Origin of the sequence: Pseudoalteromonas sp. 31A1 (assembly GCF_011378815.1) — a bacterium.
GTDB lineage: Bacteria > Pseudomonadota > Gammaproteobacteria > Enterobacterales > Alteromonadaceae > Pseudoalteromonas > Pseudoalteromonas arctica.
Genome location: NZ_WTKY01000001.1, coordinates 201,535 through 218,391 on the forward strand (window position 1 = coordinate 201,535; position 16,857 = coordinate 218,391).

Sequence of the window (16,857 nt, forward strand, 5' to 3'; positions counted from 1 at the left end):
TGACTAATGGATTCTAAAAAGTCGTTTTTAATTGATTTATTTACCACTGCGGTAAATGCCTGTAAACCGAGTGCTTGCATGAGTAAGTATTTAGAAAATATAGATGCAAGCAAAGGTTTATGTGTAGTGGGGGCGGGTAAAGCCGCCGCTGAAATGGCCGCCGAAGTTAATCGCTTTTATGGTGATAAATGTTTTGGCGCAGTGGTAACGCGTTATGGCTACGAAAGTAGCGGCGATACTGGGCGAATTAAAGTGCTTAGTGCAAACCACCCAACACCAGACGATAACAGCTTAGCTGCTGGCAAAGAGTTATTGGAGCTTGTAAGAAATAATCCAGCTGATATTCCTATTTTGTTTATTATTTCGGGGGGCGGTTCGTCGTTGATGTGCCTACCTGTTGATGATGTGCCTTTTTCACAAAAGCAAAAGCTTAATCAGTTTTTACTTAGAAGTGGTGCAAGCGTTGATGAAATAAATGTAGTACGTAAGCAGTTGTCACTTGTTAAAGGCGGTAAGTTAGCGCAGGCCGCTAAGTCGGATTACGTTACGCTCATTATTTCAGATGTAGTAGGGGATAAACCAAGTGATATAGCGTCTGGTCCTACTATTAGCGATGGCAGTACTAAAGCCGATGCACTGGCTATTTTACAAAAGTACAATTGGCCGGTAATTAAAGAGGTTCAAGCGCATTTATTAAAACCTGAGCAAGAAAGAGCTGCCGATACCACAGGTGAGTACTTTATTGTTGCAAATGCGCAGCATGCTATTGATAGCGCTATAGGTGTTGCACAGCATCAAGGTTGGGAAACCCAAGTACTAGGATACGATATTCAAGGCGAGGCTAAAGAAGTTGCAAAGCAACATGCGACTATCGCTCTTGAGCAAAAAGCCCAAGGCAAGCGCGTTATGTTGTTCTCCGGTGGAGAGCTTACAGTAACCGTTGCTGATGTTTATGGAGATGGCGGGCCAAATCAAGAATACTTAATGGCGCTGGCTGAGGCACTTAATGGCGAAGCGGGTATTTACGCACTTGCTTGTGATACAGATGGCGTAGATGGTAGTAAAGATGTAGCGGGTGCTTACATAAATAGCACCACAATTACACGCGCTCAAAACGCCGGGGAGAGCCTTCAAGCACAGTTAGAAGGGCATAATAGCCATCAGTTTTTTAAAGCCATTGATGATTTAATTATTACAGGGCCAACTAACACAAATGTGAATGATTTTAGAGTGATAGTGATTGAATAGGCGCAGTTTACCCACTTGTTCTTTATAATGGTTTCACGTAATCTTGTGCTCCAATTTTGTTAGGGTTAATACCTATGTTTTCGTTAAACAACAGTAACTTATTACGCTCTGGTTTTGAGCTTGGAAAAGGCGAAAAGCTATTTCAAGATATTGAGCGCGATATTATAAAAGTGGTGTTTTGGGAAAAGTGCGTAACTCAAAGTCATATTGTGAGCGCAACTCGTATTCCACAGCAAACTGTGTCGCGTTTACTTAAGTCGTTAACCCAGCACGGTGTAATTGTACAAAGCGATACGCTTATTCCAAATAAAAAAGGTAAGCCAGGGTTTGGCATTGCCCTTAACCCCGATTATGGATTTACCTTTGGCTTAGCTATTTTGCTTGATGCCATTTCGATTGCTGTAATGGATTTTACGGGAAAGGTGGTTTACACCCATATGCAGCTAATGTCGGATATGAGCATTAATAATGTGCTTAAATGTGCACAAAAGCTGGTGGAAGATATAAGCGCTGAGCGGGACATCCCAAGTGAAAAAGTGCTGGGAATGGGCGTGGGTATCTCTGGCTTTTTTAGCTCAATGGATGGGAAAATGAATACCCATCATATGCTAGAAGAGTGGTCGCAAGTTGATATTATCGATATTGTGTCGCAGCATTTTCAGCTTCCTACGTGGGTTGTTAACGATGCAACAGGCGCAGCTGCAGGCGAGGGCGTTGCTGGTATTGGTCGTGAGTACAAAAACTTTGTTTATATGTTTGTATCGGCCGCATTTGGTGGCGGTATTGTAAATAATGGCGACGTACTGCGCGGTACATACGGAAACGCAGGTGAGCTTGGCGACATGCTACCGCCTAAATTATATGCCCACCCTAATCTTGAATTACTAAAACGTATTTTGAAAAAAAATGGCGTAGCCGTTACTTCTATTTACGATCTGCATGACAACTTTGACCCTGATTGGCCCGGCGTTGAAGAGTGGCTGTTTAAAGTTCAAGACTCATTTGATTTAGTGGCAACCTGTTGCTCTGCATTATTAGATGCTGAAGCGATTATTATTGGTGGCCATATTCCAAAAGAGTTGGCTGAAAAAGTTATTGCACGAACTGAGGTTTATGCACAATTTAGACGTGGCGCTAAACGCCCTATGCCAAAGCTGGTGGTTTCTAATATTGATAACTTTCCGGTATCAATTGGCGCAGCCACATTGCCATTTAGAGAATTGTGTTTGTAGAGTAAGAAATACAAATTTTAAAAACAAAAAAGCCGATATTGTTTTATGCAATATCGGCTTTTTTGTTTGGGTTATTTACTCTTCAACGAATGCCTCGCCTTGTGTCATCCATTTTGCAGCTGGCTTGCCTTTTAAGTAATGATCAAAGTACTGCATCATACGTACTGAAAAATCGACCTGATTAGGAAACTTTTTCAAGTGGTGTGGTTCACCTTCGTATTGTAAAAATGTAGCATCTTTTCCTGCACGGCGTAGCGCTAAGTAATACTGCACACTTTCATGCCAAGGCACTGCATCGTCTTTGTCGCCAGACATTATTAAGATAGGTGTATTAACTTTGTCTGCAAAAAACACCGGTGAGTTTTCTATATAAAGCTCTGGTGCTTCAAATAAGTTTTTGCCAATACGGCTTTGCCCTGTTTCGTATTGAAATTGACGCGCAAGGCCCGATTTTAAACGTATGCCACTGTAAGCACTGGTCATGTTTGATACTGGCGCACCCGATACAACCGCTTTAAACATATCTGTTTGGGTTATCATAAACGCACTTTGATAGCCCGCCCAAGAGTGACCCTGCAAACCAATTTTATTTTTATCAGCTATGCCTAAATCTATTAATTTTTGGGTGGCGTTAATCATGGTTTGCGTTGACGATTTACCCGGGTGACCTATTTCAAAACGAATATCAGGTAAAAATACTGCATAACCGTTTGAGGTAAACATAGGGAAGTTAGGGCGATGATTTAATTCCATCTTAGGAAAATCAAACATGCGTTGACTCATGTAACGATAAAAATACACAACCACAGGTACTTTATCGCCTTTTTTATAGCCCGCTGGTTTTATAAGTACGCCTTGTAAGTCTTCGCCATCAAAACCTTTATAGCTTATCAGCTCTGGCTTTTCGCCCCACGCAAAATTATTAATTTGTGGGTTTAGCGTGGTCACTTGTTTTGGTGCGCTAAAGCTAAAATCAGTTTGGTAGTAATCAGGAAATTGGCTATAAGTTTGCGAGGTAAATAAGTACTTGTCAGCCTTTTTTGCTTTTTTAACCATATCAAAGCGTTTATTGCCGCTAAGCACGTTAGTTATTGTGTTAGTGGTTAAGTCGAGCTTTGCAACTTCGCTTTGTTTAGTTTGTAAGTTAATAGCAGAGACAAGTAATGTATCGCCTTTTTTAAAGCCCACTTGGGTTTTATCAAGCTTAATAACACGGTACTGCGTATTGCTTTGCTTACCATTAGTTAGGCGTTTAGCTTGCTGCGTTTTTACGTCAAATGCCCAAATATCGTATTTACTATAAGCAAGCACTTGGCTGCTATCGGTCATCCAACCAGCAAAACCATAACCAGGTTGAGTAGATGGGTAGTCGTGTTTATCATCAGCAAAGGTTGCCTGAATCGCTTTTGTAAGCGGTGTTACTTTATTATTTTTTAAATCTTTTAGCTGTATTTGGCTATCGCTAAAATAAGCTGCAAATTCACCATTTAGTGCAAGGCTTGGCCGAAACGGGTAGTTACTAATAATGGGAGTTTGTTTACCGGTGTTTATATTTACTGCAAAGTAATCAGCAAAAAAACCGCCGTACATTATTTTTTCTAGGTAGGGGATGTTAGATGAGCCAAGTAAAGACACATCTCGCTCAGGGTTTAGCGCAACTTCAGGCATATTAGAGGTACTTAGTTGTACCACTTTTTGCGAGTTAACGTGATATACCGCGCTGTAATGGCGGTTTTTATTAACTTGATTCCATTGTTGTTCTTCACGTGGTTTTATTTGCGCATCGTTGTTATGCCATACATCTAAACCTTTATGTTCACGTATGGTATCAAAGTCGTACAATGAGGCTTCATCGGTATATTCTTTGGCTTTTACTTTAGCTGCTAATTTTGGATGGTTTTCAAAATATAAGCGCTCGCCATTTTCTGACCACTTAAGAGAGGCTGTTTTACCTAAAACCCATGTTTTATCAGGTGATGCTATTGTTGAAAGTTTATCGTTTTTATATAACTGTAAACTATAGCTTCGACGGCGCGTGTCATCATTTACATAATTACCCAATGTAAACGCTGCAATGTTGTCAGTTGGGTGCCACGCTATTTTATTTGCGATTACGCCCGGTTCATCAATTAATACGCTGCAATTAAAGTCACTTAGCTCAATTAACGCTATTTGGTTGTTATTACCATCGCTGTAACTTTGACTCACTAATAGCTGGCTGTTGGCTGAGTTAATCGCGTAGCTAAATACGTTTTCTATTGTATGGGTGCGTTTATCAGATAAATTTACGATAACAAGCGCATAGCTCTTATCTTTTTTATCGGGCGTGATAGCGTTGTCTACTTCGTTTTTAGTGCTATCGGTTTTATCTTCTACTTTTGCGTCATCGTCTTTTTTATTTAAACGATAAACAAGCCACATACCGTCATCAGATAACGTGTAATCTTTTACATCAGCAAAGCTTTGTTGGGCACCTGATTGTGTGTTTACGAGTACCAGATTGTTTTTAAGGGTATCTTTTTTCTTGGTTGTTTCTTTTTCAAGTAAGGTAGGTACTTGTGTAAAAGCGACCCAGTTAGCGGCTTTATTAATATGAGGCTTAGTGCCGCGCTCTACTTCTGCGATGAGAGTATTGCTTTGTAGTGAGTAAACTTGGCCAGTTGCATTTCCACGATACGGCGTTGCACTAAAAGTGAGTACTTGACCATTGTCAGACAGTTGCGTGCTTTTAGCTGATTTAAAACTAAAAACATCTTTAAATTGTAGCGATTCTTTGGCGTGTATGCCGGTGCTAGTTAAGCTGGCAACGAGTGCCATGCTTAATAAGGTGAGTTTTGTTTTCATTATTGATTCTCGTATTATGACATTGTTTCATTGTAACGAGTTTGGTTCATAATTCGAGCGGATCAGTTAAATGGCAGCTACATACGACAAAACGACCCGTAGGTCGTTTTTTAGTATTTAATTTAGTGTTTAGTTTATTAATTTAGCAAACATTACAGCCAAATTTTTTGTAGCTCAAGCCATTGTTTTTCAAATTGAACACTTGGCTTTGCTTTAAAGTCGCTACGTACAAACTGATTCATTTTGCCTTCAACGTAGGCAAGTAAAAAGTTTGCAAGAGTAAGCTCATCACTTTGAAAGTTTTTACCTTCACGCAATTTACGCTCACGAAGTACTTGTTTAAACTGAGTTTCTAGTTTTTCAAACAAGCTTTGTACACGCTCGCGTAAACGTTCCTGCTCACCTTGCAGAGCATCGCCCGTTAAAATACGAGTAATGCCTGGATTTTTTTCAGCAAAGGTTAGAAGTAATAATAAAATATTGTAAATGCGCGTTTGGCTTTCTTTTTCGTTTTCAATAATAATATTTATACGAGATAAAAGGGTATCTTCAATAAACTCAATTAAGCCCTCAAACATACGTGCTTTGCTCGGGAAATGGCGGTATAGCGCGGCTTCAGACACACCTACTTCAGCAGCTAGTTTTGCTGTAGTGATGCGTTGACCTAAATTAGTTTCTAACATTTGTGCGAGTGCTTGCAGTATTTGCTCTTTGCGATTACTTCTTTTTGTCGCAGGCATGAACATTCCTTTTTATTAGTTATTCTTAGTGGCGCAGTTAAGAACCCTAGTCATTTTTTGTTCAAATGATTGGCGTATGTTAATGTTTTATTCAGTTTGTTTCCAGCCTTTTTATAGATGTTTAGCCAGCTGTTCGATCACCTTGCGAGCTATTTCTATTTTACTTGTAGTTGGTAATTCTAGTTGTTCGTTATGCCAGTACAGTGTTAAAGCATTATGATCGGAATTAAACCCTAAGCCACTTTTTGATACGTCATTAGCGCAAATCATATCTAGATTTTTATTTTGTAGTTTACCTTTAGCATAGCTTTCTACATTTTGAGTTTCGGCGGCAAACCCCACAGTATAAGGACGGTTTTGTTTAAGGTTGGCAATAGCTGCAATTACGTCAGGGTTTTTAGTTAAAGTAAGAGTGAGTTCGTCGCCTTGCTTTTTCATTTTTTGAGTCGCAATGTTTGCAGCTCGATAATCTGCTACAGCAGCGCAGCCAATAAATGCATCTGATTGCGGTGCATAGGTAAGTGACTCAGTTAATAGCTCCTCAGCGCTTTCTATATTGATAAGGTTTACGCCAGTAGGGGCTTTTATAGTGACCGGACCCGAAATTAAATTAACCTTAGCACCGAGTTGCAAAGCGGCTTCTGCCAGTGCATAACCCATTTTTCCAGAGCTGTGATTTGATATAAAGCGTACCGGGTCGAGAGGCTCACGCGTTGGGCCTGCTGTTATTGTAATTGTTTTTCCTGCAAGTAATTGCGGTTGCTCTTTTGCTATACATAGCGCAACTAGCTCATGAGGCTCTAACATGCGTCCAGCGCCTATATCACCACACGCTTGCTCACCTTTACCCGGGCCCCAAATAAGTACGTTACGTGCCTTTAATGTGGCTAAATTAGCTTGTGTTGCTGCGTGTGCATACATTTGCTGATTCATGGCTGGTGCAACTGCGACTTTTGCAGGCGTTGCTAGCAGTAACGTTGTTAGTAGGTCGTCAGCAATGCCGGCTGCCATTTTAGCAATAATATTACACGTCGCTGGAGCAACTAAAATTAAGTCAGCCCATTTTGCAAATTCAATATGCCCCATTGAAGCTTCAGCAGAAGGGTCTAGTAATGAGTCAGAGACTGTTTCTCCACTAACGGCTTGCATGGTCAGTGGTGTAATAAAGTGTTTAGCTGATTCAGTCATAACTACTTTTACTTCACAACCAGAGTCTTTTAATCGCCTAACGAGTTCTGCACATTTATAAGCTGCAATACCGCCGGTAATACCTAGTACAATTTTTTTGTTTGTTAAGTTAGTCATGGATGTTCATCAGTTTTTATTAAATATTGGGCTTAAAATAACAAATCTTTACCCATACAGCGAAGTTTTTTAATTCGAAATAACAGGCTAAATTTCAAATTTGCATTACATTTATAAGACACTTTCGCCTCTCAAGGATGAATAATGCAACTTACTTCACTACCAAACTCACTTCGACCTCGTGAAAAGCTCATAGCAAAGGGGGCTAAGGCGCTGACTGACGCAGAGCTTCTTGCCATATTTTTACGAACAGGGTTACCGGGAATGAATGTAATTGAGTTGGCTCAGCATTTATTAAACGAAAATAAAACACTGCATAATTTGTTTAATGCCAGTATTGAAGAGTTTTGCTCTCAAAAGGGGTTAGGGACTGCTAAATATGTACAGCTACAAGCTGTGTTAGAGCTAAGCCAACGTTATATGCAGGAGCGTTGCCAACGAGACGCCGTGTTTAATTCGCCAAACTCAGTTTACGATTACCTGACTATTCAAATGCGAGGCTTGCAGCAAGAAGTATTTATGGTGTTATACCTAGATAGCCAAAATAGATTAGTAAAAGACGAGATACTTTTTTATGGCACTATTAATTCTGCCAGTGTGTATCCGCGTGAAGTGGTAAAAGCAGCTCTTAAAAATAACGCAGCCGCTGTTATTTTTGCACATAATCACCCAAGTGGTATTGCAGAACCGAGCCAAGCAGACAAACTTATTACTAATAAATTGCAGCAAGCACTGCAATTGGTCGACATAAGTGTGCTCGATCACATCATTGTGGGCGGAGAAACGTGTGTTTCGTTTGCCGAGCGAGGCCTGATTTAGCTTTGTTAGATACAGAAGTGTGTTAAAAATGAGCTGTTTAACGTGTTTTGGCAAATTAGTTTAATTTAAATGCAGTTTTTACTTTCCCTAAGGGCATTCGATCTTTATAATTAGCCGCTATCAAATTTACATATATGAGCTGATTGGATAGATCAGTGTTTGATCTTTGCCTGTAAAAGCTGTATAAAGAGCGCCCTTCGATTTATCTCTAGGGCGGAAATACACGGCCTTAGATTAAATTAAGCTCGAGCGAAGTTATTGGAGATATATAGACATGTCTAAAGTATGTCAAGTTACAGGTAAGCGTCCTGCGGTTGGTAATCACCGTTCACACGCGAGAAACGCGACTAGACGTCGTTTCCTACCTAACCTACAAACACACCGTTTTTGGGTTGAAAGTGAAAAACGTTTTGTAACATTACGCACTACTACTAAAGGTATGCGTATTATCGATAAAAAAGGCATCGACACGGTTCTTACAGAAATCCGTGCTCGCGGCGTTAAAGTTTAAGGATCTGAATCATGCGCGATAAAATCCGTTTAGTTTCAACTGCCGGTACTGGTTTTTTCTACACTACTGACAAAAACAAACGTAACATGCCTGAGAAGATGGAAATCAAAAAGTTTGATCCAAAGATTCGTAAACATGTTCTTTTTAAAGAAGCTAAAATTAAGTAATTTTAGTTCTTTTAGAATTTAAAAACCCAGCCTAGGCTGGGTTTTTTGTTTTTAAAAATATGATCAGTGAATTGATATAAAAAAACCTCGTTGGCATAACCAACAAGGCTTTAAATCAAAAAACGTTATACCAATAACATTAAATTAGTGAGCTATTTAATGCGATAAAATAATCATGTTTTTAATAAAATTGGTATCATTAGATTTTTGTGAATGCATCTTGTAGTGGTGGAACTACTTGCTTTTTACGGCTCAGTACACCATCTAACCATACTTTATCATTCTCTGGTTTTACACCGTAAGCCTGCTCAACTAAGTTTGCATCGTCAGATACAATTAGCATTTCTGAGCCTTCTTTCATTATATCGGTAAGCAGTAAAAATACAGAGTGGCGATTACCCTCAACTTTTAGCTTAGCAATATCGGCTGCAAGGTCTGCTTTAATATCGTCAAAAACAGCAAGGTCGATTACTTCTAGTTGGCCAATGCCTACCAGGTTACCGTTCATGTTGAAATCTTTAAAGTCACGCATTACTAAATCACGTGCTGGTGTGTCTTCTACCGCAGATTTAACGCGGAACATATCCATACCCAATTCTTTAAAGTCTTCGATGCCTGCAATTTCAGCTAGCGCTTCAACACATTTAATATCGGCAGTGGTACATGTTGGTGATTTAAATATGACTGTGTCGCTTAAAATTGCACACATCATAATACCCGCGATGTCTTTAGGGATTTCTACGCTGTAGAAGTCGTACATCATTTTAATAATGGTGTTTGAACAACCAACAGGACGAATCCAGCATTCAAGCGGAGTAGATGATGTTAAGTCACCTAATTTGTGGTGATCTACCACGCCAACAACGCGAGCTTGGTCGATATCATCGGGTGCTTGTGTTTTTTCTGTGTGATCTACAATATACACATCTTCACCCGCGTAGCTTAATTTAAGCTCTGGTGCTTCGAAGCCAAATTTATCAAGGATAAATTGAGTTTCAGGTGAAATTTCACCAAGACGAGTTGGAATTGCAGGCTCATCGATTTGGTTTTTTAAATAAGCCAGTGCAATTGCACCACAAATAGAATCTGAATCTGGGATTTTATGGCCCACTACATACATAGACATTGACGGAACTCCTTTAAATTTGCCGATATTCTAACAAAGTCTGCGGCCTTTAACATATAGACAGCGCAATTAAGTTTTAGTTACACTTTAAAATCTTGAATTTATTAGGTGTATTAATATGCGACTGGGCCGTAAAGGTTGGAACAACGTTATAATATTTTCGATGTTGATTATGATCTTCTTCTTAAATGGCTGGCATAAGCAACTTTTGGGAGGGGAGGATAAACCAACATTACAAGCCGTACTCCCCCAGCAAAGTTTTGTACTGACACTGCAATTTGTTGATCAAAAAATTGAGCGAATAGGAACAAGCTGGCGTACAACCCCACTACAAAAAGACATACCACTTGTGTGGCAAGCATCTGAGCAGCAACTTAGTGATTTAATTAACCAATGGCAAAGCGCGCAGTTAATGGGTGTTAACGAATCTGTTGTTTTTAATCCTAATGCACCTTTATATGTTGCTACATTTGAGTTGGCTGGCGAGAGTTTACCTTGGGTTTATTTGCTTTATAAAGGCGATGGACAATATTACTTACTCGAAAAGAGTAGCCAACGAATACTCGCACTCGATTTAAAAACTGCACAGCAGCTATTTCCTAGTTTTGATTTTTCACAAAGTGAGTCTAATTAATGCCTGAATTACCAGAGGTAGAAGTGAGCCGAATGGGCATCACTCCCCACGTACAAAACCAAGTTGTTACAAAGGTAAATATTTACAATGCCAGTATGCGCTGGCCAGTGCCAGATGACGTGTATCAACTTGAAGGGCTAATTGTTACTAGTATTGAACGACGAGCTAAATACTTACTTTTACACTGTGAGCTTGGGAGCACTATTTTACATTTGGGTATGTCAGGTAATTTACGTGTTGTAGATAAAAGTGAGTCGCTTAAAAAGCATGACCATGTAGAGTTTATTTTTGGCAACGGTAAAGCACTGCGCTTAAACGATCCTCGTCGCTTTGGTTGCTGCTTATGGCAAGAGCCAGGTGAGGTGCATAAGCTACTCTCTAAGCTTGGTCCTGAGCCGCTTACCGATGACTTTTTTGCTAAACGCGTGTACGAACAGTCGCGCAATAAAAAAGTACCTGTAAAGCAATTTATTATGGATAACGCAGTGGTGGTTGGTGTTGGTAATATTTACGCGAATGAATCGTTATTCAAAGCGGGTATACATCCAAAGCGAGAAGCGGGAAAAGTATCGCTCAAACGTTATCAAGCACTTATCCCTATTATAAAAGACACGCTTGCTGCGGCTATTATGCAAGGTGGTACAACGCTTAAAGACTTTGCACAAAGTGATGGTAAGCCAGGGTATTTTGCTCAAGAGTTATTAGTATATGGGCGTAAAGGCAAGCCATGTATGACGTGCGAAAACGAATTGGAAGAAATTAGATTGGGGCAGCGCAGTACTATTTTTTGCTCAAATTGCCAAAAGTAGTTATCCAGGGCGTGTTGACCTTTCGTGATTAATTTTGCAGCAGACTGTTTGGTATTTAGGCAAGGTAGAGCCTATGTAGTGTGGTTATTCCCCATAAATTGGCGATAACGCAGAATAAATGCCGAACATGCGCTGTCCTTTGGATTCTTTCTAGGGACGATTAACTCTTTGTTGCTCGATTTTTACTTAGCCCGCTAGGTTACAAACCTCGCGCCGCGATTAAATCGCCCCTAGATTGAACAAATTTCAATCCACAAAGATCAACACGCCCTAGTTATTTGAGTATTCAGTTATTTAAATTTTATCGATTCTAAATTTAATGATATTTAAGGGCCAGCTTTAAAAGCTGGCCCTTTATTTTAAAGCTCGAACGGTGCTACACCGACCGCTTTCATTTTATATCCTACCTGCGCTATTTCGCCCGACCATGTTTCTGTACTAATTATTCCGGTCACGACAATTGCGTCGTATAGGCTATCTATTGGTACTCCACCTTTAATTGTTACATGGACTATTTGATTTGGCGGTGGTGGTGGTACGTGTATACAGGCGCCAAAATAAGGAACGAGTAAAAACTCGGTAATTACTTCGCTATCGCCCTCAAGTGGCACAACAAAACCAGGCAAACTCACCGATTGGCCATCAAGTGCCTTTACCACTGGAGCATCTAAATCGGGTTGCACCCAGTTTTGATCACTACCTTGGTGATTAGCTTGTGCTTGAGTGTCTATTTGCACGTGGTTTTTAGGGATTAAGTCTTCCCAAAAAATTTCTTTTGGTGGATTAGCATAACTCGCTACGCTTATAAATAATAAGCCAATAGCAGCAATGTACTGAAAAGCTGTTTTAAAAAATGTCATAAAATCCCTAAAAATTATGCTTTTATACTCATACCATCGCTGAGTGAATAAAAATAAGCGCGAGTAGCGGGTATTAAGCCAATAATAAAACCGGCTGCCATAATAACGCCGATTAAGCCCAGTTCATAGTAAGAGAGTATTGTGATATTTACGCTTATACCGGCATGACTTTGTAAGTAACCGCCGGCTGAAAAAATAGCTAAATAGTAAAGCACACTACCTGCTAGGCAACCAAGTAAAGTGGTCAGTAGTGACTCAATACTTATAAGTGTAAATAAATGCCAAGGGCGAGCGCCTACCGAACGTAATATAGCAAGTTCGCGACGACGCTGACTCAGGTTTGCGAGCAATGTCGTTAGCATGCCAAGTAGGCTAATTAACACGACAACAGCTGAGAATAGCAAAAGTATTTTTTCTACTATGGCGAGCATTTCCCATAACTCTTTAAGTGTTACGGTTGGCATAATGCCAAGCAGGGCTTCTTGCTTATATTGATTTATATTGCGCCTAATTTGTAGTGTGTATAAAGGCGAATTAAACCCCATTAAAAATGCCGTAATTTGTTTAGGATGACCTGTTAAATCATTATGCTTTTCGTGTTCAGCGTGTTCAGCGTGTTCAGCGTGTTCAGCGTGTTCAGCGTGTTCAGCGTGTTCAGCGTGTTCAGCGTGTTCAGCGTGTTCAGCGTGTTCAGCGTGTTCAGCGTGTTCAGCGTGTTCAGCGTGTTCAGCGTGTTCAGCGTGAACTGGACTTGATCCGCCGTGAATTAAATCTATTGCAGCTAAAGGTATATGTAATGTTTTATCAACAGGCGTGCCTGTTGGATTTAAAATACCGACGATTTTAAATGGGTTGTCGTCATGATGATGAAAGCTGGTGTTCCCCATACCGTGCGATATAACAATAGAGTCGTTAAGTTTATAACCTAATTTATTAGCGACTTCACTACCTAGCACCACTTCGTTAATTGCAGCAAAAGGGTGGCCTTTATTAAAGGTTAAATTTTGTTTTTTTGCAAAGCGATAATGGCTAAAATAATCAAGTGTTGTGCCTAGTACCGCTTGGCCTTTATGGCTGTCGCCTAGGCTTATAGGTATGCTCCATTTTACGCCTCGCTGACTGGTTATGTATTCATAACTTTTCCAGCTTACGCCGTTATTAGTATGGCCGATTCTAAATACTGACGAAAGCAGCAACTGTATGTCGCCGGTACGTGCACCAACAATTAAATCAGTGCCCGAAATAGTATTACTAAAACTACTTTTAGCATCAATTCGTACACGTTCAATACTTAAAAGTAGCATTACACTAATTGCGATAGTAAATAATGTAAGCAGTACACTTGCGCGGCGGTTTAATAAGCTTTTGTAAGCAAGTTTAGCGAGAATCATACTTGTTCCTGCAAGCTTATAAGGTCAATGGAGCGGTCAAATAAAGGCTTTAGTGTTTCATCGTGGCTCACAAATACCAGCGTACTATTAGATAACGTTGCCTGCTCAAACAGTAGGTTTATAAAGCTTTCACGGTTATTTGTATCGAGTGCAGATGTGGGCTCATCAGCAATTATTAATTCAGGGCTGCCTATAAATGCGCGAGCGGCAGCAACGCGCTGTTGCTGTCCAATACTCAATGTCGCTACATCTTTATGGTGATACTGCGCAGTAAGGCCTAAAGCATTTAATAACCGCATCGCTTCTTTTTGTAAGGCAGAGTTTTTATTTGATGATTGCTTTAATATTTTTTGTTTTCGGCTTTTTGAAAACTCACACCCAAGCGTTATATTTTCAATAGGAGTTAAATAAGGAAGCAGGTTAAAGTTTTGAAAAATGTAGCCAATGTGATCCGCTCTAAAAACATCACGGGTAGTATTGCTTAATGTAGTTAGGTTTTGGTCTAAAATTGATACCTCACCGCTGGTGGCTGTATTAATACCAGCAAGAATCGCTAACAATGTCGATTTACCTGAGCCACTAGGACCGTGTAAAAAAATATGCTCACCTTTTTCTATAACTAACTCTTTTATGTTGAGCGTGGGTGAGCTATCGCTTTTATGCCACTTAAAAGTTACGTTTTTTAGGTTGATCATTACTTTATTTTACCATTTCCAATAATTGAGGTTTCTGCGCGTTTTAAATTGCCTAATAATATTAAATGGCTTAGGTTTTAGTTTATCTTCACTTAATAAAAACTCATTTGTTGCAGCAACTACGCGTTCACTCGACTGCCCATCAGTATATGGATGAAGCTCTTGGCAATAGTTTTCAATGTTTTTCATAAGTGTTTTAGGGTACGTGAAAGCCTGCTCTAAGGCTTCTTCAACTTTATTAGGGTCTGTTACATTAAGTAGGTGTTCCTCAGGAGCATTATTACAAAAGGTGACCACAGGTTTTCGTTGGACTAAAAACATTAAAAGTACTGATGATGTATCGCATAACATAACATCGGCTGATTTTAATAAAGGGACTACGTCGTCGGTCTCAATAAACGTTAAATTTTGATTGCTTAATGCCTTATATTTGCTCACCAATTCAGTTGGCATTTTTGGATGAAATTGCATTAAAATTCGCCATTTTCCGGTTTCACTAAAATGTTTTATTTGCTCATATAGCTTTGGTGCAAGCGATAGTCGCTTTGAAAATGTAGAGCAGATTAATAAGGTTGGTCGGGTGTCTGATTTATTTGTATAAGGCGTTTCGGTGATGCCATCAAATAATCGGTCAAGAGGAGGCCAGCCAGTTTCTGTTACCTTGAAATAGCCTAGTTTTCTTTGTAAGGCTTTAAATGGGATTGTTGTATTTGGGCCTTGTGTACAATACAGATCGAAACAACCTCTAGCTTTAAGATGATCGTTATTCCCTTTTTTATCTAGCTTACCTGCATCAAAGCCATGAAACACACCTACTTTGATACCAGGGAAAAAAGTGGGTATTAGATTAGCCGGTGCAAACGTTGCATCGGGTTTCCATTCGTGAATATCTACTATTGTATTAAGCCGTTTTTCTTCTTTTTTTAAAAAATTAGGATTGACTGCCAAACCTTGTAAAAACCAGCGCACTTCACCACCATTAGCTAATATTGCAGCCTGAATAGGCCTCAAAATAGCATATGAATAGTTTTGAGAAATATACATCAAGTATTTTTTATTTTTAGTGGCAGTTAAGTAGTTCAAGCTATCTCCTCAGGCTGGTTGGCACATTAAGTTTACCCCATTGCGACTCGCTTATAAATATATGCCTTTATTTGTTTTAAGCATCCGATTGAGCTTTGAGGTTGGCTAGATTATTATACAGCCCATATAACCCCATACCATACTTTGCTCAAAGAGCATCCCTAACCCCGGAGATAGCATGACTAGCTATAAAGTTTTAGACGTAAACGATGATTTACCCATTCGTACCAAAGGTGAAGTACACAGCGGTAAAGTTCGTTCAGTTTATTGGTTAACTGATGAAGATAGCGCGCGACTAATTAAAGATAAAGGCTACAAAGTGCCACAGGGTACTGAGTTGGCGATTATGGTTATTTCAGACCGAATTTCTGCATTTGATTGCATTTGGCAAGGCGAAAATGGTTTAAATGGCGTACCAGGTAAAGGTATAGCGTTAAACTCGGTTGCAGCCCATTGGTTTAAGTTATTTGATAAAGCGGGTCTTGCGGGTAACCACATTGTTGATATTCCGCATCCATATGTATGGATTGTGCGCAAAGCCAGTACTGTAAAAGTAGAGGCAATTGCTCGCCAGTATATTACCGGTAGCATGTGGCGCGATTACGCTAAAGGCATACGTAACTTTTGTGGTATTGCCTTGCCAGAAGGCTTAAAAGCGAACCAAAAGCTTGATAACGTTTTAATTACGCCATCAACAAAAGGTATTATTGAAGGCGTTGCCGATATTCCGGCCGTTGATGATGTAAATATAACTCGCGCTAACATTACTAATAACTTAGATGTATTTAACTTTAAATCGGCAGATGACGTAACCAAATACGAAAAACTGTTAGTTGAAGGTTTTAAATTAATTAGTGATGAATTAGCGAAGCTTGACCAGATTTTTGTAGATACAAAATTTGAGTTTGGTTATGTAGAGGATTTAAATGGCGCGCAACAGCTTATTTATATTGATGAAGTAGGCACGCCAGATTCATCACGTATTTGGGATGAATCGGCTTATCAAGATGGTAAAATTGTTGAAAATTCTAAAGAAGGCTTTCGCCAATTACTTATTAATAATGTGCCAGAGAGCGACGTATTATTAAATAAAGATCGCATGAGTGAGCGTGAGCAGTTAGCTAAAGATTATATTTTACCAGAATCAGTAATGCTTGAAGTGTCAAATACCTATGTTGGCATAGCGAGCAAAATTGTGGGTAAAGATATTGTGATCCTTGAAGATCCTCGCCAAGAAGTAATTACTATTTTAGATAACGATTACGGATTAATTGTTAAATAGCAGCACTTAAGTGCTAACAAAGCCAGTAACTAAGTCTTTATTTTTAGTTACTGGGCTATAATTCTTGCAATTAGTGCTCGTCTCTAATTAACTTAACCTAATATTAATATT

16 protein-coding genes are annotated in these 16,857 nt (G+C 39.5%); 8 read left to right on the forward strand and 8 right to left on the reverse strand.

All coding sequences use genetic code 11. From position 1 onward, the window contains the following. Positions 1-6: 6 nt before the first annotated feature. Positions 7-1,248 (forward strand): DUF4147 domain-containing protein, encoded by a 1,242-nt coding sequence (locus GQR52_RS00960; protein ID WP_165727167.1) that lies wholly within the window; start codon positions 7-9, stop codon positions 1,246-1,248. Positions 1,249-1,322: 74 nt separating this feature from the next. Continuing rightward, on the forward strand, positions 1,323-2,480 hold the full coding sequence (locus GQR52_RS00965; RefSeq protein WP_165727168.1) for an ROK family transcriptional regulator: 1,158 nt from the start codon (positions 1,323-1,325) through the stop codon (positions 2,478-2,480). 75 nt (positions 2,481-2,555) lie between these two features. On the opposite strand, the gene GQR52_RS00970 is transcribed toward GQR52_RS00965, so the two are convergent. The 3 genes from GQR52_RS00970 to coaBC form a co-directional block, all read right to left on the reverse strand. Further along, positions 2,556-5,324 carry a prolyl oligopeptidase family serine peptidase gene (locus tag GQR52_RS00970; RefSeq protein ID WP_165727169.1) on the reverse strand — a complete coding sequence of 923 codons (2,769 nt, stop codon included), beginning with the start codon at positions 5,322-5,324 and terminating at the stop codon, positions 2,556-2,558. A 152-nt stretch (positions 5,325-5,476) separates the two neighbouring features. Further along, complete coding sequence (slmA, locus tag GQR52_RS00975; RefSeq protein ID WP_007581932.1) at positions 5,477-6,064, reverse strand: nucleoid occlusion factor SlmA; 588 nt, start codon at positions 6,062-6,064, stop codon at positions 5,477-5,479. A 111-nt stretch (positions 6,065-6,175) separates the two neighbouring features. Then, positions 6,176-7,369 (reverse strand): bifunctional phosphopantothenoylcysteine decarboxylase/phosphopantothenate--cysteine ligase CoaBC, encoded by a 1,194-nt coding sequence (coaBC, locus tag GQR52_RS00980; RefSeq protein WP_007581934.1) that lies wholly within the window; start codon positions 7,367-7,369, stop codon positions 6,176-6,178. Between the two features lie 144 nt (positions 7,370-7,513). Here coaBC and radC point away from each other — a divergent pair, with 144 nt between their 5' ends. From radC to rpmG, 3 genes are all read left to right on the forward strand, one after another. Further along, on the forward strand, positions 7,514-8,188 hold the full coding sequence (radC, locus tag GQR52_RS00985; RefSeq protein WP_007581936.1) for a DNA repair protein RadC: 675 nt from the start codon (positions 7,514-7,516) through the stop codon (positions 8,186-8,188). A 274-nt stretch (positions 8,189-8,462) separates the two neighbouring features. Next, on the forward strand, positions 8,463-8,699 hold the full coding sequence (gene rpmB, locus GQR52_RS00990) for a 50S ribosomal protein L28 (protein ID WP_004335549.1): 237 nt from the start codon (positions 8,463-8,465) through the stop codon (positions 8,697-8,699). A gap of 11 nt (positions 8,700-8,710) precedes the next feature. Beyond that, positions 8,711-8,866 carry a 50S ribosomal protein L33 gene (rpmG, locus tag GQR52_RS00995; RefSeq protein WP_004335545.1) on the forward strand — a complete coding sequence of 52 codons (156 nt, stop codon included), beginning with the start codon at positions 8,711-8,713 and terminating at the stop codon, positions 8,864-8,866. Positions 8,867-9,065: 199 nt separating this feature from the next. Here the strand turns inward: rpmG and GQR52_RS01000 are convergent, their stop codons facing one another. Continuing rightward, positions 9,066-9,992: a manganese-dependent inorganic pyrophosphatase gene (locus tag GQR52_RS01000; RefSeq protein ID WP_101216007.1), complete on the reverse strand. Its 927-nt coding sequence runs from the start codon at positions 9,990-9,992 to the stop codon at positions 9,066-9,068. A 118-nt stretch (positions 9,993-10,110) separates the two neighbouring features. Between GQR52_RS01000 and GQR52_RS01005 the strand changes: the two genes are divergently transcribed. Both GQR52_RS01005 and mutM read left to right on the forward strand, forming a co-directional pair. Beyond that, positions 10,111-10,626 carry a hypothetical protein gene (locus tag GQR52_RS01005; protein ID WP_007581940.1) on the forward strand — a complete coding sequence of 172 codons (516 nt, stop codon included), beginning with the start codon at positions 10,111-10,113 and terminating at the stop codon, positions 10,624-10,626. Continuing rightward, positions 10,626-11,435 carry a bifunctional DNA-formamidopyrimidine glycosylase/DNA-(apurinic or apyrimidinic site) lyase gene (mutM, locus tag GQR52_RS01010; RefSeq protein ID WP_165727170.1) on the forward strand — a complete coding sequence of 270 codons (810 nt, stop codon included), beginning with the start codon at positions 10,626-10,628 and terminating at the stop codon, positions 11,433-11,435. The genes GQR52_RS01005 and mutM overlap by 1 nt, the downstream gene beginning before the upstream one ends. Before the next feature lie 359 nt (positions 11,436-11,794). On the opposite strand, the gene GQR52_RS01015 is transcribed toward mutM, so the two are convergent. Genes GQR52_RS01015 through GQR52_RS01030 form a run of 4 tightly spaced genes read right to left on the reverse strand, consistent with a single transcriptional unit; the run spans position 11,795 to position 15,464 of the window. Next, a complete protein-coding gene (locus tag GQR52_RS01015; protein WP_165727171.1) occupies positions 11,795-12,295 on the reverse strand; it encodes a DUF3299 domain-containing protein in 501 nt (166 codons plus the stop codon). Between the two features lie 14 nt (positions 12,296-12,309). Continuing rightward, positions 12,310-13,686, reverse strand: a complete 1,377-nt coding sequence (locus GQR52_RS01020) for an ABC transporter permease (RefSeq protein ID WP_165727172.1) — start codon at positions 13,684-13,686, stop codon at positions 12,310-12,312. Next, positions 13,683-14,381 (reverse strand): ABC transporter ATP-binding protein, encoded by a 699-nt coding sequence (locus GQR52_RS01025; protein ID WP_165727173.1) that lies wholly within the window; start codon positions 14,379-14,381, stop codon positions 13,683-13,685. The genes GQR52_RS01020 and GQR52_RS01025 overlap by 4 nt, the downstream gene beginning before the upstream one ends. 9 nt (positions 14,382-14,390) lie before the next feature. Next, positions 14,391-15,464 (reverse strand): CDP-glycerol glycerophosphotransferase family protein, encoded by a 1,074-nt coding sequence (locus tag GQR52_RS01030; protein ID WP_197175878.1) that lies wholly within the window; start codon positions 15,462-15,464, stop codon positions 14,391-14,393. 178 nt (positions 15,465-15,642) lie between these two features. On the opposite strand from GQR52_RS01030, the gene GQR52_RS01035 reads away from it, so the two are divergent. After that, positions 15,643-16,746 (forward strand): phosphoribosylaminoimidazolesuccinocarboxamide synthase, encoded by a 1,104-nt coding sequence (locus tag GQR52_RS01035; protein WP_165727174.1) that lies wholly within the window; start codon positions 15,643-15,645, stop codon positions 16,744-16,746. The last annotated feature ends 111 nt before the right edge of the window (positions 16,747-16,857 follow it).